This is a genomic window from Pseudomonas siliginis, assembly GCF_024072275.1.
Lineage (GTDB): Bacteria > Pseudomonadota > Gammaproteobacteria > Pseudomonadales > Pseudomonadaceae > Aquipseudomonas > Aquipseudomonas siliginis.
Window position 1 is genome coordinate 1,680,156 of sequence record NZ_CP099598.1, and the last position, 18,815, is coordinate 1,698,970.

Here is an 18,815-nt window from a genome sequence, read left to right on the forward strand (position 1 = left end):
CAACATGACCGACAACAGCATCAACCAAGCCTTCGAAGCCGAGTGCCGCGAGCAGATCGCCCAGCAAGGTGACGACCCGAAACTGACCGGCCTGGCCCGGGATTTCTTCAACGAATCGGCCAAGCACAAATACAGCTACCACTTCTCGTGGATGGGCCGCCCGATCATCCAGCTGCCGCAAGACATGATGGCCATGCAGGAGATCATCTGGCAGGTCAAGCCGGACCTGGTTATCGAGTGCGGCATTGCCCACGGCGGTTCGATCATCTACTACGCCTCGCTGCTTGAGCTGCAAGGCCACGGCGAAGTGCTCGGCATCGACCTCGACATTCGTCCGCACAACCGTGAAGCCATCGAAAGCCATCCGATGGCCAAGCGCATCAAAATGATCGAAGGTTCGAGCATCGACCCGGCCATTGCCGCTCAGGTGCAGGCCGCCGCCAAAGGCAAGAAAGTCATTCTGGTCCTCGACTCCAATCACACTCACGATCACGTGCTCGAAGAACTGCGTCTCTACGCGCCGCTGGTATCGGTCGACAGCTATTGCGTGGTCATGGACACCGTGGTTGAAGACATGCCAGCCGATTTCTTCCCGGATCGTCCATGGGGCCCGGGCGACAACCCGAAAACCGCCGTGTGGAAGTACCTGGAAGAAAACCAGGACTTCGAAATCGACCAGCAATTGCAGAACAAACTGCTGATCACCGTGGCGCCGGACGGCTACCTGCGTCGCGTTCGTTAATTCGCAACATTTACCCAGAGTTGTTTCGGCGAGTCGCCGGTTGTGGAGAGAAGTTATGCAAGGCAAGTACAGTTCTGAACTGACGCTACCGCTAGATGAGCTGTTGACGGTGGTGCTGATTACCCACAACCGACCGGCGTTCCTGCGTCGGGCTGTGAAGTATTACAGCGACTTGCCCTGCAAGATCATGGTGCTGGACTCCTCGCCGGAGCGTCCGGAAGGCGATTTTTCCGCCGTCGATTACCATCATGTGCCGCAATTCGCGTACTGGGGGATGCAGGCCAAACTGGCCTATGGTGTCGAGCAACTGACCACGCCGTACATGGTGCTGGCGGCCGATGACGACTTCATCCTGCATGATTCATTGGCCGAATCCGTGGGTTTCCTGCAGGCCAATCCGGATTACGGCATGTGCCACGGCTACTGCCTGATGTACCTGACGCTGGCCGGTGGCGTCAGCTACTACCGCCGCGACAAAAAAGTCCAGGAAGACTACTGCTCCGAACAGGCTCAGGAGCGGGTCATCGATTACATGAGCCAGTACATCCCGCCGTTCTATGCGGTGACCCGTACTGATCTGATGAAGACCTGGCACTCGGCATTGCCACCTGGCACCAGCTTCCAGTGGCAGGAAATCGGCCATGTCTATTTCCTGCTGGCCAGTGCCAAAGCACGGATTCTGCCGATCCCTTATGTGGTTCGGGAGATCAACTACGGTGCCTCCGAGCACAGCACCGAGGTGTATCACTCGCTGACCTACGTCGATGCCAAATCGGTGGCCGAGCGTGAAGCCTTTGCCGAGTTCCTTGCCGCGCTGCCAACCCAGATCAAAGGGCTGGACGCCGAGCAGGGCAAAGCGCTTGCCCTGCAAAGCTTCGAGGCAATGGTCGACAGCCTGCAATCGAATCGAGCGCTGACCGCGGAACTGATCATCCAGTCCACCTGGAATCAGGAGCTCAAGTACCCGGATCGTCGTTTCGGGCCTTTGCAGTACGTGGAAATGCCGTTCTACAACGAGGCATTTTTCGACCGCCTGGCGCAGTTCGAATTCATGCTGCACGCCATGCCGGCGGGGCGCATCCAACTTGAAGGCCTGGAGGGCGTCTGGACCCGTCAGGCGCACTTGCTGCAAGCACGCAACAACGACACGCCGGAAAGCGTTCTCGACCGTTTGTGGCAGGCTCACGATCTCAATGCGTTCAATCGCACCGTGGTCAAGCGGCTGGCGGCTCAACTGACATCGATGGGCCAAGCCGAAGAGGCGCAAGCGATGCAGGCCTGGATCGAGCGTCTCGAAGCGTTGACCGTCGATGACCATCATGCGGTCATGGACAAGATGCAGTCCGGTCGCCTGCTCAACTGGCTGGCCGCACGTGCGCCCGGCGCTCACCTCGAGGCAATCGGCCAACATCTGGCGGTGAATGGCGGCGGGCCGCAGTTCGGCATTTTTCTGCTGGATCTGGACGACGACATCGACAAGCTTCAGGTGTCTCTCGACAGCTTGCTGGAAGGGCAGTGCAAGGCCTTCCGCATTGTCGTGTTCACCACCGGCGAAGCGCCCGCCGCGACCACGGCGCAGAACACCCTGCATTTTGTCCGAGTGACCGCGGGCAATCTGATCGACAAGCTCAATCAAAGCGCTCGTCAATCGCCGTGTGACTGGCTGCTGTTGGCTGAAGCCGGTGATGAGTTCACTGCCAGCGGATTGTTGCGCGCCAGCCTGGAGTTGATGAACGCCGGCGATTGCCGCGCGGTATCCACCGACGAAATCCATCGTCAGGAAAACGGTGCCCTGACCGACGTGTTCCGGCCGGGCTTCAACCTTGATCTGCTGCTGAGCCTGCCAACGCTGATGGCGCGGCACTGGCTGGTACGGCGCGATGCGCTGGTCGAAATCGGCGGCTATCGCGCTGATTTCAGTCAGGCACTGGAGCTCGATGTGCTGCTGCGTCTTATCGAAGAACACGGCCTCAACAGCCTGGCTCACCTCGACGAGCCGCTATTGATCAGCCAGGCACCAGAGCTGGTCGAGAATGCTGACGAGCGCCTGGCGCTGCTGCGCCATTTGGGCAATCGCGGTTACAAGGGCAAAGTGACGTCAGCGGTTCCGGGGGTTTACCAGATCGACTACCACCACAGTGATCGTCCGCTGGTGTCGATCATTATTCCGGCGGGCAGCGATCTGGCGGTGCTGCAACGTTGCCTTGAAGGTGTGTTGCTGCGTACCCGTTACCATCACTATGAAGTGCTGATCGCCGCCACTGCGGATCAGACGGCTGAGATCAATGACTGGCTCGGGACTTACAAGCACTCCAGAGTGCAGGTGCTGCGTACTGATCGGACGTTGAGCGCAGCAGGATTATTCAACGCGGGCAGTCGTCAGGCGCGTGGCGAGTACCTGGTGCTGCTCGCCGCCGATGCGGAAGTGGTCAATCCGAACTGGCTCGACTCTTTGCTCAACCATGCTCTGCGTCCGGAGGTCGGCGTGGTCGGGCCAAAACTGATCGACCGTGATCGCAAGATCAGCCAGGCGGGATTGATCCTGGGCATGAATGGCGGGGTCGATTCGCCCTTCGTCGGTGAAGATCACGATGCCGACGGTTACCTGCACCGCTTGGCGGTGGAACAGAACTACTCGGCGGTATCGAGCGTGTGCCTGATGGTCCGCAAAGAGTTGTACGAGGCGCTCGGCGGTCTGGACGAAAGCACATTTGCCGAAGGCTTCAGCGATGTCGATCTGTGCCTGAGCGCCGGGCAAGCCGGTTATCTGACGGTATGGACTCCGGCGGTGCAAGTCATCCATCAGGGCGGTATGCCTGACGCCCCGCAAGCGCTGCTGGCCCTGCGCGAAAAATGGCCGGCGGCATTCGTTCAGGATCAGGCCTACAACGCGAACCTGAGCCTGAAGGGCAAAGGCTTCGTGCTCGATGACAATGCTTCACTGGACTGGGCACAGTTGCTCGCTTAAGCCTGGCGACAGGGACGGAATTGAAAAAATGTTCAACGGTAAATCGATCTTCATCTCCGGCGGCACCGGCTCGTTCGGGCGCAACTTCATCCGTCGCTTGCTGGAGCAATACCAGCCCAAGCGTGTGGTGGTGTTCTCCCGCGACGAGCTGAAACAGTACGAGATGCAGCAGACCTTCAATGCGCCGTGCATGCGTTATTTCATCGGTGACGTGCGTGACGCCGACCGCTTGCGTCAGGCCATGCGCGGCATCGATTACGTGGTGCATGCCGCCGCGCTAAAGCAGGTGCCGGCGGCGGAATACAACCCGACCGAATGCATCCGCACCAACGTCAACGGCGCGGAAAACATCATCGCCGCTGCGATCGATAACGGCGTAAAGAAAGTCGTCGCGCTGTCCACCGACAAGGCGGCCAGCCCGATCAATCTGTACGGCGCGACCAAGTTGCTCTCGGACAAATTGTTCGTCGCCGCCAACAACATTGCCGGCGAGCAGCAGACCCGTTTCGCCGTGGTGCGCTACGGCAACGTCGCCGGTTCGCGCGGCTCGGTAGTGCCGTTCTTCAGCAAGCTGATCGCTGACGGCGCGCAAGAATTGCCGATCACCGACGAGCGCATGACGCGGTTCTGGATCACCCTCGACCACGGCGTACAGTTCGTGCTCGACAGCTTTGCGCGGATGCACGGCGGCGAAGTGTTCGTGCCGAAGATTCCGTCGATCCGCATCGTCGATCTGGCGCGCGGCATGGCTGAACATCTGCCGCACAAGAACGTCGGCATCCGTCCCGGCGAGAAGCTGCATGAGTTGATGGTGCCGCTGGACGATGCGCGCATGACCCTGGAGTTCGAGGATCACTACACGATTCAGCCGTCGATTCGTTTTACCAGCGTCGACGTCGATTTTGCCGTCGATAAACTTGGCGAACGTGGGCGTGCGGTGGGCGAGGATTTCGAGTATCGCTCGGACACCAACCCGCATTTCCTTTCAGTGGGGCAGATCGCCGATCTGCACGCGAAGCTGTCGGTATGATTCCTTACGGTCGGCAGAGCCTTGATCAGGCGGACATCGACGCGGTAGTCGAGGTGCTGCAATCGGACTGGCTGACCCAGGGTCCGACCATCGAACGCTTCGAGCAGGCCATGGCTGAGCGCTGTCAGGCCGATTTCGCCGTGGCGGTGTGCAACGCCACGGCGGCGCTGCACATCGCCTGTCTGGCCGCCGACCTGGGGCCGGGCGATCGCTTGTGGACTTCGCCAAACACCTTTCTTGCCTCGGCCAATTGCGGGCGTTATTGCGGCGCTGACGTTGATTTCGTCGACATCGATCCGCTGACCTGGAACCTCGATGCCTTCGCCCTTGAAGCAAAGCTCGAACAGGCCGAACGCGACGGCACGCTGCCCAAAGTCCTGGTCGCCGTCGCGTTCTCCGGGCAGAGCTGCGATATGCGCAAGATTGCCGACCTGGCGGTGCGCTACAACTTCACCGTGATCGAAGACGCCTCGCACGCGGTGGGCGCCAGCTACGCCGGGCGTCCAGTCGGTTGTGGCGACTTCGCGGCGATGACGGTGTTCAGTTTTCACCCGGTGAAAATCATTACCAGCGCCGAGGGCGGCATGGTCCTGACCAATCGCCCGGCGCTGGCCGAACGTCTGCGACGCCTGCGCAGCCACGGCATGACCCGCGATCCCGAGCACATGACCGAGCCGAGCCACGGGCCGTGGTATTACCAGCAAGTCGAGCTGGGTTTCAATTATCGGATCACCGATCTGCAGGCGGCGCTGGGTCTGTCGCAGCTGCGCAAGCTGGATGAGTTTGTCGCACGTCGGCGCGAACTGGCCGCACGGTACGATCAGTTGCTTGCTTACCTGCCGCTGACCTTGCCGAGCGCGCAGCCGGAAGCCGATTCGGCGTGGCACCTGTATGTGGTGCGCGTGCAGACCGAGCGCTGCAACCTCAGTCATCGTCAGGTGTTCGAAGGTTTGCGCAGCGCTGGCATCGGCGTCAATCTGCACTACATTCCCGTGCACTTGCAGCCTTACTATCGCGAGCTGGGCTTTGCCGAGGGCGATTTCCCCGAGGCCGAGCGCTATTACGCCGAAGCGATCAGTTTGCCGCTGTTCCCTTTGCTCAGTGAGACACAACAAGATCAGGTGGTCGAGCAACTGCGTCGGCTGCTGCTTGAGGAGTAAGGCACCGTGAGCTGCGTCGCGATCATCCCCGCCCGTGGTGGCAGCAAGCGCATTCCGCGCAAGAATCTCAAACCGTTCGACGGCGTACCGATGATCGTCCGCTCGATTCGCACGGCGCTGGAGTCAGGGCTGTTCGAGAGCGTTGTGGTCAGCACCGACGATGACGAAATCGCCGACGTCGCACGAGCACATGACGCTGAAGTGCCGTTCATGCGACCGGCCGATCTGGCCGATGATTTCACCGGTACCGCTGCGGTGATCGTGCATGCCTTGCAGCAATTGCCGACGTTCGATTACGCCTGCTGCGTGTACGCGACCGCGCCGTTGTTGCAGGCGCGTTATCTGCGTCAGGGTCTGGATTTGCTCAAGCAGCATCCGCACAAGTCGTTTGCCTTTTCGGTGTGCGGTTTCGGTTTCCCGGTGCAGCGCGCACTGACCCTCGACGAGGAGGGCGCTTTGATGTCCATGTACCCCGAATTTCGTACCACCCGTTCGCAGGATCTGCCCGAAGCGTTTCAGGATGCCGGGCAATTTTACTGGGGGCGCAGCGAAGCGTGGCTGCGTGGCGAGACGCTGTTCTCGCCAGCGAGCCTGCCGGTGATCCTGCCGCGTCATTTGGTCCAGGACATCGACACGCCCGAAGACTGGCAACGCGCCGAATATCTGTACGCCGCACTCAGAGCCGGCGGAGAACTGCAATGAGAGTGCTGATCCGCGCCGACGCCTCGCCAACCATCGGCAGCGGCCACATTGCCCGCTGCCTGACCCTGGCGCGGATGCTGCGCGGGCAGGGCAGTCATGTTGCGTTTGCCTGTCGGCGTTTGCCGGGGCATCGACTCGAAGCCTTGAATGCCGAAGGCTTCGAGACCTTTGCACTGCCCGAGCGCTATCGCGACGAAGACCCGCTGCAGGCCATCGAATCGATGTTGCCGTGGCAGTTCGATATTGATGCACTGGGCCTGCTGCTGGATGGACAGGCACCGTTCGACTGGATCATCGTCGACCATTACGGCCTCGATCATCACTGGCAAACCGCTGCCCGGCGCTGGGCGCATCGAATCGCCGCCGTGGATGATCTGGCCACGCGGCGTTACAGCGTCGATCTGCTGCTCAATCAGAACCTCTCGGGCTTGAGTGAAAACTACGCGGCGCTGCTGCCGCCAGGCTGTCGCACCTTGCTCGGCCCGCGCTACGCCATGCTGCGCGAAGAATTCAACTGCGATGCCATCGAGATCAAACCGAAGGCCCGGCGCGTGCTGGTGAATTTCGGCGGTTTCGACGCGGCGAGGCAGACTCATCATGCGATGCTGGCGCTGGCTGATTTCACTGAGTTGCAGGTGGACTTCGTCGCTGGCGCCGACAACCCGGCGTGGACGCAGATGCAAGCGTTGGCCGAGACGCGACCGAACTGGCGCCTGCACAGTTTCGTCAGCGATTTCCATCAGCGCATGACTGAGGCCGATCTGTTTATCGGCGCCGGCGGTGGCACCAGTTGGGAGCGCGCGGCGTTGGGTTTGCCGACGATCTGCATCGCCGTGGCGAACAATCAGCAGGCCAACGGCGAAGTCATGGCCGCTGCCGGTGCGCATGTGTTCATGGGTGCTCGGGAACAGGTCAGCGTCGAGCAGTTGCGTGATGCGGTCGGCTTCGTCGTAAACAATCATTTTCTACGCCGCAGCCTCGCCGAGCGCTCGCGGCAACTGGTCGACGGACGCGGTGCCGAACGCGTGGCGGCGGCGCTGGCCGGTGCGGTGCTGAAACTGCGCCCGGCAACCCAGGACGATGCGCAGTTGCTGTTCGATGGACGCAATGCCGAAGCAGTGCGGCGCTGGTCGCTGGAAACCGGCGTTATCGATTGGGTGCAGCATCTGCACTGGCTGACGGCGAGTCTGCGCAATCCGCAGCGACTGCTACTGATTGCCGAGGCGGACGACGGCCCGGTCGGGGTGCTGCGTTACGACTTGCGCGGGTTTGAAGCCGAAGTCTCGATTTATCTGCTGGAGGGGCGCTTCGGCCTCGGTTGGGGCAGGGCAGTGCTCAGCCGTGGCGAAGCGTTTGTCGCTGCGCACTGGCCGCAACTGACACGCATCACTGCCCGGGTCATGCCCGCCAATCAGTCCTCATTGAAAGTTTTTCGCGACGCCGGGTTCATCCAGGAAACCTGCGCGTTCAGCCGTGTTTTGAAGGATCACCCGCATGTCTAGTTTCAAGATTGGCCACCACACCATCGGTGCCGATGCGCCGCCGTTCATCATTGCCGAGATGAGCGGCAACCATAACCAGTCTCTCGACGTCGCTTTGCAAATCGTCGAGGCGGCAGCCAAGGCCGGGGCGCATGCCTTGAAGCTGCAAACCTACACCGCCGAAACCATGACCCTGGATTTGGCTGAAGGCGAATTCTTCATCAAGGATCCGGGCAGTCTGTGGGCCGGCACGTCGCTCTACGATCTCTACGAAAAAGCCCATACACCGTGGGAGTGGCACGCGCCGATTTTTGCTCGGGCCAAAGAGTTGGGAATGCTCGCGTTCTCGACGCCGTTCGATGACAGCGCGGTGGATTTTCTCGAAGGCCTCGAGGTGCCGGCGTACAAGATTGCCAGTTTTGAAAACACCGATCTGCCGTTGATCCGTCGAGTGGCAGCGACCGGCAAACCGCTGATCATCTCCACCGGCATGGCCAGCATCGCCGAACTGGATGAAACCGTGCGTGCCGCGCGCGAGGCCGGCTGCAAGGATCTGGTGTTGCTCAAGTGCACCAGCACCTATCCGGCCACGCCACTCAACAGCAATGTGCGCACGATCCCGCATCTGCGCGAGCTGTTTGGTTGCGAGGTGGGGCTGTCGGACCACTCGATGGGCGTTGGCGTATCGGTGGCGGCGGTGGCGCTGGGCGCGACGGTGGTGGAGAAACACTTCACCCTGGATCGTTCGGCCGGTGGTGTCGACGCAAGTTTTTCCCTTGAGCCTGCGGAGCTGGCCAGTCTGGTCGTTGAAACAGAGCGCGCCTGGCAAGCCATGGGCCAGGTGCATTACGGCGTGACCGAGGCCGAGCGCAAGTCGCTGGTCTATCGCCGCTCGCTGTATGTCACCGCTGACATGGCTGCCGGTGAAGCCTTTACCGGGGACAATCTGCGCGCCATTCGTCCCGGCCTCGGCCTGCCGCCCAAGCACACCGATGCCGTCCTCGGACGCCGCGCGCGCACCGCGATCAAGCGCGGTACGCCGCTGGACTGGTCGCTGGTCGAATAGGCCAATCTGCCATCGATTCGGCAAAATAGCGTGACCTGCGAGTCATAACGCGCATCTTCACTGTATTGTATTGACCGGGGAGATGGCGCCTGGCCCGTTTTGCGGTTCCAGTGATAGCCCTTTGCGCTTCCCGTGGCTGCCCATTGTGGCGGCCGTTTTCTGTTTGTCGGCGCCCCTCGAATGCTTGCGAGCGGTGGTTTTGGGCTGTTTTTTATTGGGAAGCCGTAATGATTGGCATAAAAAGCATTGCGAGCTACGTTCCTGTAGCCGGCGTGGACAATTACGCACAAGGTGCAAAATTCGAGAAGGATGAAGAATTCATCCTGGGCAAGATCGGTTCGGCGTTCCTGCCGCGCAAAGACGCTGAGCAGGAAACTTCTGACCTGTGCGTGGAAGCGGCCAATGCGCTGTTTGCCAGCAATCCTGAACTGAAGCGTGAATCGATCGACGCGTTGATTGTCGTCACCCAGAACGGTGATGAAGAAGGCCTGCCGCACACAGCAGCAATCGTCCAGGACAAGCTCGGCCTGCCGACCAATGTCGCAGCGTTCGATATCTCGTTGGGCTGCTCCGGTTATGTATACGGCATCTACGCGATCAAGGGCTTCATGGAAGCCGCCGGTCTGAAGAACGGCCTGCTGATCACCGCTGACCCGTATTCGAAAATCGTTGACCCGGAAGACCGCAACACCACCATGCTGTTTGGCGATGCCGCCACCGCCACCTGGATGGGCGAAAACCCGACCTGGGCGCTGGGCAAGGCCAAGTTCGGCACCGACGGTTCCGGCGCACCGCATTTGAAAGTCAGCAACGGCGTGTTCTTCATGAATGGTCGTCAGGTGTTCAACTTCGCTCTGCTGAAAGTGCCGGCGCACTTGCACGAGTTGCTCGACGATTCCAATCTCAAGGCCGATGACATCGACGCATTCTGCATTCACCAGGGCAGCGCGGCGATTGTCGACGCCGTGGCGCGACGCTTTGAAGGCGAACCGGAGAAGTTCATCAAGGACATGGTCGAAACCGGCAACACCGTGTCGTCGAGCATTCCGCTACTGCTGGAAAAACACGTGCTCGATTCCGACTGGCAGCGCGTTGCGCTGAGCGGTTTTGGTGTCGGTCTGTCGTGGGGCTCGGCGATCATCTATCGTCCGTAAGCCGCAGCAAAAACCTCTGATACAAAAATAGCGTTCAAGGTTAACCTTGAACGCTATTTTTTTGCCCGAGAAGGAGCGCGAGGCGCCATGAGCGAGTTTTTCCAAGCCAATGCCGAGGTGTTGCAACGGCGCTGGCCGGCGCTGTTCGAGCGATTGATGGCCGAAGACAGCGCGTCCGTACAGGCCGAACTCGTGCAAGGGCTGGGCTCGACGCTGAGCGTCGATGGCATTCAGCTCACCAGTCGCCATGATCGTCTGCATGAGGCGCAAATCCAGGCGGCGAGCCTGCCGGAAAAACCGCATGTTCACGTCTATGGCACTGGCCTCGGCGATTTGCCCGGTGTGCTGCTTGAGCGCGCAGGGCTGGAGCGTCTGTACGTGCACATTCTCAACGGCGCGCTGTTCGCGCTGGTACTGCAACTGCTCGATCAGCGCCAGTGGCTGCAGGATCCCCGGGTCGAACTGTTTTACGCGGGTGATCACCCGGACTTTTTCACCCCGTTCTTTGCCCTGCCGGCCGAGATGTTATTGGCCGATGACTTCAACGCGAAGATCCGCGACCGGCTGATCAATGAAGTACACCTGACATTCAACAATCGCGATTTCGATCCGCAGTCGCCAGAAATCCAGCAACGCTTGCAGGAATGTCTGCCGGTGCTGCTTGGCGATAACGATGTCGCGCAGCTGTTCGGCAGTTGCGCTGGACGTGAAATCTACGTGATCGCCACCGGGCCGACACTGGAGCAGCATTTCGAACGTCTGGCGGCGATCCGTCAGCTTGCTGAGCGGCCGTTGTTCATCTGCGTTGATACGGCCTATCGGCCATTGCGTGAGCACGGCATCGAGCCTGATCTGGTGGTGAGCATCGATCAGCGCATCGGCTTTCGGCATCTGCCGTGCGAGGCGTCCGAGAACATTGCGCTGGTGTACTTGCCGATGAGCGATCCGCAGGTATTGAAGGCATGGAAGGGCAAGCGTTATGGCGGCTATTCGGCCAGCCCGATCTACAGCGACCTGCGAGAACAGTATCCACGCGGTGAGCTGCACGTCGGCGGTAGCGTGATCCATCCGGCGGTGGATCTCGCGGTAAAAATGGGCGCGAGTCGAATCACTCTGTTCGGCGCCGACTTCGCCTTCCCGATGAACAAGACCCACGCCGGTTGGGACGACGGCGATTTAGGCCCGCCGCTGGCCCAGGCGCGGCACTGGGTGCGCGATGGTCATGGTCAGCGCGTCAGCACTCAGCTGAATTTTCGCGGCTATCTATGTGTGCTTGAGCGTTATATCGCTGCGCATCCGCAGGTCGAGTTTCTCAACAGCAGCCGCGCCGGTGCATCGATTGCCGGGACCGCTTTCAATCCGGAGTTCGTGCAATGAGTGCGCTGAACCAGAGTCAGCATCAGTGCCGCCAGTGCGCGGCTTTGTTTCGCTTGGGGCGTGATGTCGAGGCGGCGTTGACCATGGTCGATGTGTTCGAACAGGCCCATCAATCTCTGTCGTCTGCCTCAGTGGATATCCAGCAGGCGTGGGCACAGGTGCTCATGCAAATGCTCGATTGCCAGGAGCGCCAGGACTGGTTGGGACTGGCCGACTATATGGAATACGAACTGGTTGAATTGCTGGAAAGTGCCAGGCGCTGAACTGCTGCGCAGCACTGGCCCGCGGCTTTGCGTGACAGGCAGTTTTATGGCGTCATTTTTATGCGGTTGAAGTACAGCTAAGTCATTGTTTTATCGGGGGTGGCGTGGTGATGGCAAAATTTTTTCAAAAAGCCCTCAAGCAACCTGCAAACCCGACGATAACTATTACGAAGGTTCTCTAGGCCATACCCGGCGGTTGCCAGGGCCGGAAGCCGCAGTACCCAACCAACGAGGAATTCGTCATGGCTTTAACAGTAAACACCAACACCACATCGTTGAACGTTCAGAAAAACCTGAACCGCGCTTCCGACGCTCTGTCCACCTCGATGCAGCGCCTGTCTTCCGGCCTGAAAATCAACAGCGCCAAAGACGACGCCGCTGGCCTGCAGATCTCCAACCGTATGTCCTCGCAGATCCGCGGTAACACCCAGGCCATCCAGAACGCCAACGACGGTATCTCCGTTGCCCAGACCGCTGAAGGCGCTCTGCAAGCTTCGACCGACATCCTGCAGCGTATGCGTGAACTGGCTGTTAAAGCTCGTAACGGTACCAACGGCACCGCTGACCAGACCGCTACCAACGCTGAATTCGCTCAGATGTCTGACGAAATCACCCGTATCTCGGCTGCTACCAACCTGAACGGCAAAAACCTGCTGGACGGTTCGGCTGGTACTGTGACCCTGCAAGTTGGCGCAAACACCGGTTCGGCTAACCACATCGACCTGGTACTGAGCTCCAAGTTCGACGCCGTCAGCCTGTCGGTAGGTAGCGGTACTGTAGTTCTGACCGGTACTTCGGGTACTGGTGCTGGTTCTGCTTCGCAGAACATCGACAACGCGATCACTGCAATCGACGCCGCTATCGCTGCAATCGGTGCAACCCGTGCCAGCCTGGGTGCTTCGCAAAACCGTCTGACCAGCACCATCTCCAACCTGCAGAACATCACTGAAAACACCACCGCTGCTCAGGGTCGTGTACAGGACACCGACTTCGCCGCAGAAACTGCTAACCTGACCAAGCAGCAGACTCTGCAGCAAGCTTCGACCTCCGTACTGGCTCAAGCCAACCAACTGCCTTCCGCTGTACTGAAGCTGCTTCAGTAATCCGGAACAAGTTTAGGCGGGGGAGTGCGCTTGTCGTGCTCTCTCGCTTTTTTACGTTAAGAGGTGATGGGCATGGACATGAGCGTAAAGCTTAACGTGTCTTATCCGGCTCCCAAGCCAGTGACACCGGTTGCTGACAAACCGTCAGAGCTGCCTAAAGTCCAAAAGACTGAAGCACCGGTCGCTGCCAAGGATCAGGATTCGGACGGCGCCAAGTTGAAGCTGGCGGTGCAAGAGATCGAAAAGTTCGTCCAGTCGATCAAGCGTAATCTGGAGTTCTCGATTGACGAGCATTCCGGCAAGGTCATCGTCAAGGTGATCGCGAGCGAGACGGGTGAAGTCGTTCGACAGATTCCTTCCGCCGAAGCCCTCAAACTGGCCGACAGCCTCGCCAATGCAAGTCATGTATTGTTCGACGCCAAGGTCTGATAAATGGCATGAATAGTGTTTGTTCGTTCTCAGGACGCGTGTAACGGTCAAAAGAATGGCAGCAATCTGAAGGGAGATGCACATGGCAAGTCCAATTTTACCGGGTTCCGGACTGGGTTCCGGCCTGGACATCGGCGCGATCGTGACCGCGCTGGTCAACGCCGACAAGTCTGCCAAGCAGACGCAGATCGATACCGCGACCAAAAGCAACAGCCTGAAGATTTCCGGCGTTGGTTCGCTGAAAAGTGCACTGGCGGCCTATCAGAAAGCGATGGGTGATCTGAACAAGGCAACAAGCCCGGCGTTTGCCGGTTTTACTGCAACCTCGGATACGCCAACTGTCGTCGGTGCCACTTCGGATAAAACCGCCGTGCCGGGTACTTACAGCGTAGTCGTGAAAAACCTGGCCACCGGCTCCAAAGTTGCCAGTGCCGCCTTTGCCGGCGGGGCCGCCAGTGCCATTCCGAGTGGTACTCTGAAAATCAGTCAGAATGGCATTGATTACAATGTCGCGATTCCGGCCAATGCCACCTTGCAGTCCACGCGCGATGCGATCAACACCGCGCAGTCCAGCAATGGCATTTCCGCGAACATCGTGACTGACAGTACCGGCGCCTCGCGTCTGGTACTGAGCTCCAACAAGACGGGCGCCGGCATGGACCTGCAGGTCAGCGGTATCGCCGGTCTCGAGATCGATGGCACCCAGAAGATGGGTGACAGTCCTGCGGCAGGGGCATCCGGTGCGGTCGGTGATGTGGCCAAGGACGCGAGCCTGACCATCGACGGACTGGCCGTTACCAGCAAGACCAACACCGTCACCGGTGCGATCAGCGGCATGACGCTGAATCTGGTCACTGCGAGTCCCGTCGTGGGCGGCGTGCCAACGCCGGCTACTGTATCGGTTGCGACCAATACCGCCGGCATCCAGACATCGCTGCAATCGTTCATCGATTCCTATAACACCCTGAAGAAAACCATCGACACCTTGTCCAAGGCAACGCCGGATGCCGATGGCAATCTGACCGTTTCGGCGGCGTTCACTGGTGACGCTCTGCCGCGTTCGTTGATGGCGGACGTGCGCGCTCAGTTGACAGATCCAGGGGCGGGCGGAGCAGGCCAATTGTCCGTGCTTTCACAGATGGGTGTGTTGACTGACAGTAAAACCGGTTTGCTGACGCTCGATACTGCAGTGTTCAACAAGCGTATGGAAATCCCAGGCATGGCTGGCCAGGTTCAGCAGCTCTTCAGCGGCACCGACGCCAAGAATGGTCTGTTGGCGCGTATGACTGCGGCGGTTGATCCGTACGTCAAGACCGGTGGGCTGCTGGATCAGCGCAGCTCCAACTTGGCGAGTCTGACGAGCGGCTTGCAGAAGCAGCAGGCGGCGCTGGATCTGCGGGTTGCCAACCTGACGTCGACATTGACCGCCAAGTACAACGCCATGGACTTGCTGGTAGGGCAGATGAAGGCAACGGCGAGCAACATCACGTCGTTCTTCAGCTCGCTGAACGCTCAGCAGTCGGCGAAGTAACAGTCAGTAACGACAAAAACCCGGCTACGCTTTATCGGCGTGCGCCGGGTTTTTGTCTTTAGATCTAAAGTTTTCGGGCCGGTTGGCGATACACTGGTTATACGAGTCAACGTGGCAATGAGGTAGAACATGAACCCGATGTTAGCCCTTCGGCAGTACCAGAAAGTCGGCGCCCATGCGCAGACGTCCGAAGCGAGCCCGCACCGCCTGGTGCAAATGTTGATGGAAGGTGGCCTGGCCCGGATTGCGCAGGCCAAGGGCGCCATTGAGCGCAAGGATATTCCCGGCAAGTGCACGGCGATCAGCAAGGCCATTGGCATTGTCAGTGGCCTGCGTGAAGGTCTCGACCTTGAAAACAATGCAGAGGCACTGGCCGATCTGGATGGCCTGTACATCTACATGATGAAGCGCCTCGCCGAGGCGAACATCAGCAGCGATCCCCGTGTACTCGACGAAGTCGCCGGCCTGCTGACCACGGTCAAAGAAGGTTGGGACGCCATCGCGCCCGTGCCGGCTCCGCAGTTCTGAAGGAGATCACCATGAGTCTTGTATTGCAGCGAATTGCCGATACCCGTGAAGCGTTGGTCGGAGCATTGGCCGAGCGAAACTGGGAAGCCATTGGCGAGCTGGATCTGGCTTGCCGTTCCTGCATGGAAGACGTCATGGCGGAAGCTTCGCTGGACGAAGTTGCGTTACGCGATAACCTTGAAGAGCTGCTATTCGTCTACAAAGAGCTTCTCGAGGTGGCAATGGGCGAGCGGCAGGCGATAGCCAACGAGATGTCGCAGATCACCCAAGCGCAAAAGGCTGCAAAGGTTTACCATCTGTTTGGTTGATTAACCGTCAGTTGAACCAGAGATGTGCGCCATAAATTTGACTGTGCACGGTTTTTTGACTTAACTAGTGGCTATTATCAGGTTTAGGGCGTCTACAGGCACAAGGTGTCCTGCAAGCGTCTCGCTTGCCCCATTTTTCGGGCATTGAGTTGACTAGGGAAGTTGCTATTGCATGTGGCGTGAAACCAAAATTCTGCTGATCGATGACGATAGCGTCCGCCGCCGCGACCTGGCGGTGATTCTAAATTTTCTTGGCGAAGAAAATTTACCCTGCGGCAGCCATGACTGGCAGCAGGCAGTCGGCTCTTTGTCGTCTAGTCGTGAAGTCATTTGCGTACTGATCGGGACCGTTAATGCTCCTGGCGCGCTTTTGGGCTTGCTAAAGACACTCGCAACCTGGGATGAGTTCCTTCCGGTTTTGTTAATGGGCGATAATTCTTCCGTTGACCTGCCTGAAGACCAGCGTCGCCGCGTGCTGTCGACCCTGGAAATGCCGCCCAGCTACAGCAAATTGCTCGATTCGCTGCATCGCGCCCAGGTCTATCGCGAAATGTACGACCAGGCCCGCGAACGCGGCCGTCATCGCGAACCCAATCTTTTCCGCAGTCTTGTCGGCACCAGCCGTGCGATTCAGCACGTCCGGCAGATGATGCAGCAAGTGGCCGACACCGACGCCAGCGTGCTGATCCTCGGCGAGTCCGGCACCGGCAAGGAAGTGGTCGCGCGCAACCTGCACTACCACTCCAAACGCCGCGACGCGCCATTCGTGCCGGTCAACTGCGGGGCGATCCCGGCAGAGCTGCTGGAAAGCGAACTGTTCGGCCACGAGAAGGGCGCCTTCACTGGCGCGATCACCAGCCGTGCCGGGCGCTTTGAGCTGGCCAACGGCGGCACGCTGTTTCTCGACGAAATCGGCGACATGCCGCTGCCGATGCAGGTCAAGCTGCTGCGCGTATTGCAAGAGCGCACCTTCGAACGCGTGGGCAGCAACAAGACCCAGAGCGTCGACGTGCGCATCATTGCCGCAACGCACAAGAATCTCGAAAGCATGATCGAGATCGGCTCGTTCCGTGAAGACCTCTACTATCGCCTGAACGTGTTCCCGATCGAGATGGCGCCACTGCGTGAGCGCGTCGAAGACATCCCGCTGCTGATGAACGAACTGATCTCGCGCATGGAGCACGAGAAGCGCGGTTCGATCCGTTTCAACTCGGCGGCGATCATGTCGCTGTGCCGTCACGGCTGGCCGGGCAACGTCCGCGAGCTGGCCAACCTGGTCGAGCGCATGGCGATCATGCACCCGTACGGGGTGATTGGCGTGGTCGAGTTGCCGAAGAAATTCCGCTACGTCGACGACGAAGACGAGCAGATGGTCGACAGCCTGCGCAGCGATCTGGAAGAACGCGTGGCCATCAACGGCCATACGCCGGACTTCAGCGCCAATGCACTGCTGCCGCCTGAAGGTCTGGACCTCAAGGATTACCTCGGGGGCCTGGAGCAGGGCCTGATTCAGCAAGCGCTGGACGACGCCAATGGCATTGTTGCACGCGCCGCTGAGCGTCTGCGCATCCGTCGCACAACCTTGGTCGAGAAGATGCGCAAGTACGGCATGAGCCGGGCCGGAGGAGATGAACAGGCGGATGATTGACGCCTGTTTTTCAAGCGCTTCATTTATAAGCGGTTTTTTTTAGGCACGGGTATTGCTACAGCCCTCGCAACGTTCCGTTTCACTGACGGTCAGCCAAGCGAGAGAGCCCAATGCCCCAAGCCTCCCAGATCTCTTCTGCCTCCAATATCGTGGGGCAACCCTCGTCCGTAGAGCAGGCAAGTCGTCAGGGACTTGAGCAGGCCTTCCAGCTGTTCAACCAGATGTCGAGCCAGCTGACCGACTCCTACAGCCTGCTCGAAGCGCGGGTCACCGAACTCAAGGGTGAGCTGGCCGTGGTCAGCGCCCAGCGCATGCAGGAACTGGCGGAAAAAGAACGCCTGGCCAATCGCCTGCAAAACCTCCTCGACCTGTTGCCCGGCGGCGTCATCGTCATCGACGGCCACGGTCTGGTGCGCGAAGCCAATCCGGCCGCGATCGATCTGCTCGGCTCGCCACTCGAGGGCGAACTCTGGCGCCATGTGATCGCGCGCTGCTTCGCTCCCCGTGAAGACGACGGTCATGAAATCTCCTTGAAAAACGGTCGACGCCTGTCGATTTCCACCCGCTCGCTGGATGCCGAGCCGGGGCAGTTGGTGCTGCTCAACGACTTGACAGAAACCCGGCACTTGCAGGATCAACTGGCACGGCACGAGCGTTTGTCCTCGCTGGGTCGGATGGTCGCGTCCTTGGCCCACCAGATTCGCACACCGCTGTCCGCCGCTTTGCTCTACGCCAGTCATTTGACTGAACAGCAACTGCCAGTGGAAACCCAACAACGCTTTGCCGGCCGCCTGAAAGAGCGTCTGCACGAGCTCGAACATCAAGTGCGCGACATGCTGGTGTTCGCTCGCGGTGAATTGCCGCTGACCGACCGCCTCACGCCCGGTGCCTTGATGCAGTCGCTGCAGGCTGCGGCGCTGACCCATGTGCAGGACCTGCCGATCCGCTGGCAGTGCGACAGCCATGCCGGTGAGTTGCTGTGCAACCGCGACACACTGGTCGGCGCATTACTGAATCTGATTGAAAACGCCATTCAGGCCAGCGCTGGCGAAGCGCGCCTGAAAGTGCATTGCTACACCAGAGGCAACACCCTGCGTCTGTGTGTCAGCGACAGCGGCAGCGGCATTGAGCCGACAGTTTTGGCGCGCCTCGGCGAGCCTTTTTTTACTACCAAGGTCACCGGCACCGGCCTCGGCCTGACCGTGGTCAAAGCGGTGGCCCGTGCGCATCAGGGAGAATTGACCCTGCGTTCGCGAGTCGGGCGCGGCACTTGCGCGCAGGTCAGTCTGCCGCTGTTTTCCGCTGCACAAGGAGTTGAATAAACG

General features: G+C 59.7%; 17 protein-coding genes. All 17 read left to right on the forward strand.

Annotated elements, in window-relative coordinates; all coding sequences use genetic code 11:
* Positions 1-4: 4 nt before the first annotated feature.
* The 17 genes from NF676_RS07955 (at position 5) to NF676_RS08035 (ending at position 18,812) form a co-directional block, all read left to right on the forward strand.
* A complete protein-coding gene (locus NF676_RS07955; RefSeq protein ID WP_038860482.1) occupies positions 5-742 on the forward strand; it encodes a cephalosporin hydroxylase family protein in 738 nt (245 codons plus the stop codon).
* 55 nt (positions 743-797) lie between these two features.
* A complete protein-coding gene (locus NF676_RS07960) occupies positions 798-3,710 on the forward strand; it encodes a glycosyltransferase family 2 protein (RefSeq protein ID WP_252887499.1) in 2,913 nt (970 codons plus the stop codon).
* Between the two features lie 28 nt (positions 3,711-3,738).
* Positions 3,739-4,740, forward strand: coding sequence for a UDP-N-acetylglucosamine 4,6-dehydratase (inverting) (pseB, locus tag NF676_RS07965; protein ID WP_041479004.1), 1,002 nt, complete (start codon positions 3,739-3,741; stop codon positions 4,738-4,740).
* The gene (gene pseC / locus NF676_RS07970) at positions 4,737-5,900 is read left to right on the forward strand and encodes a UDP-4-amino-4,6-dideoxy-N-acetyl-beta-L-altrosamine transaminase (RefSeq protein ID WP_252887500.1); all 1,164 of its coding nucleotides are present in this window, start codon (positions 4,737-4,739) and stop codon (positions 5,898-5,900) included. Before pseB ends, pseC begins: the two co-directional genes overlap by 4 nt.
* A 6-nt stretch (positions 5,901-5,906) precedes the next feature.
* Positions 5,907-6,602, forward strand: a complete 696-nt coding sequence (gene pseF, locus NF676_RS07975; RefSeq protein WP_095180711.1) for a pseudaminic acid cytidylyltransferase — start codon at positions 5,907-5,909, stop codon at positions 6,600-6,602.
* Positions 6,599-8,104, forward strand: coding sequence for a UDP-2,4-diacetamido-2,4,6-trideoxy-beta-L-altropyranose hydrolase (gene pseG, locus NF676_RS07980; RefSeq protein ID WP_252887501.1), 1,506 nt, complete (start codon positions 6,599-6,601; stop codon positions 8,102-8,104). Before pseF ends, pseG begins: the two co-directional genes overlap by 4 nt.
* Positions 8,097-9,149 (forward strand): pseudaminic acid synthase, encoded by a 1,053-nt coding sequence (gene pseI, locus NF676_RS07985; RefSeq protein WP_252887502.1) that lies wholly within the window; start codon positions 8,097-8,099, stop codon positions 9,147-9,149. Before pseG ends, pseI begins: the two co-directional genes overlap by 8 nt.
* Positions 9,150-9,376: 227 nt before the next feature.
* Positions 9,377-10,303, forward strand: coding sequence for a ketoacyl-ACP synthase III (locus tag NF676_RS07990; RefSeq protein WP_016771093.1), 927 nt, complete (start codon positions 9,377-9,379; stop codon positions 10,301-10,303).
* Between the two features lie 87 nt (positions 10,304-10,390).
* The gene (locus NF676_RS07995) at positions 10,391-11,680 is read left to right on the forward strand and encodes a motility associated factor glycosyltransferase family protein (RefSeq protein ID WP_252887503.1); all 1,290 of its coding nucleotides are present in this window, start codon (positions 10,391-10,393) and stop codon (positions 11,678-11,680) included.
* Positions 11,677-11,943: a hypothetical protein gene (locus NF676_RS08000; protein ID WP_056783793.1), complete on the forward strand. Its 267-nt coding sequence runs from the start codon at positions 11,677-11,679 to the stop codon at positions 11,941-11,943. The genes NF676_RS07995 and NF676_RS08000 overlap by 4 nt, the downstream gene beginning before the upstream one ends.
* Positions 11,944-12,185: 242 nt before the next feature.
* A complete protein-coding gene (locus NF676_RS08005; protein WP_016771090.1) occupies positions 12,186-13,046 on the forward strand; it encodes a flagellin domain-containing protein in 861 nt (286 codons plus the stop codon).
* Positions 13,047-13,118: 72 nt separating this feature from the next.
* Positions 13,119-13,475, forward strand: a complete 357-nt coding sequence (locus NF676_RS08010) for a flagellar protein FlaG (protein WP_041479011.1) — start codon at positions 13,119-13,121, stop codon at positions 13,473-13,475.
* An 82-nt stretch (positions 13,476-13,557) separates the two neighbouring features.
* Positions 13,558-15,006 (forward strand): flagellar filament capping protein FliD, encoded by a 1,449-nt coding sequence (gene fliD / locus NF676_RS08015; RefSeq protein ID WP_095180716.1) that lies wholly within the window; start codon positions 13,558-13,560, stop codon positions 15,004-15,006.
* A gap of 129 nt (positions 15,007-15,135) precedes the next feature.
* Complete coding sequence (fliS, locus tag NF676_RS08020) at positions 15,136-15,534, forward strand: flagellar export chaperone FliS (RefSeq protein WP_041479013.1); 399 nt, start codon at positions 15,136-15,138, stop codon at positions 15,532-15,534.
* Positions 15,535-15,545: 11 nt separating this feature from the next.
* Positions 15,546-15,842, forward strand: coding sequence for a flagellar protein FliT (fliT, locus tag NF676_RS08025; RefSeq protein WP_016771085.1), 297 nt, complete (start codon positions 15,546-15,548; stop codon positions 15,840-15,842).
* Positions 15,843-16,014: 172 nt separating this feature from the next.
* Positions 16,015-17,490 carry a sigma-54 dependent transcriptional regulator gene (locus NF676_RS08030; RefSeq protein ID WP_041479014.1) on the forward strand — a complete coding sequence of 492 codons (1,476 nt, stop codon included), beginning with the start codon at positions 16,015-16,017 and terminating at the stop codon, positions 17,488-17,490.
* 110 nt (positions 17,491-17,600) lie between these two features.
* Complete coding sequence (locus tag NF676_RS08035) at positions 17,601-18,812, forward strand: sensor histidine kinase (protein ID WP_252887504.1); 1,212 nt, start codon at positions 17,601-17,603, stop codon at positions 18,810-18,812.
* Positions 18,813-18,815: the final 3 nt, after the last annotated feature.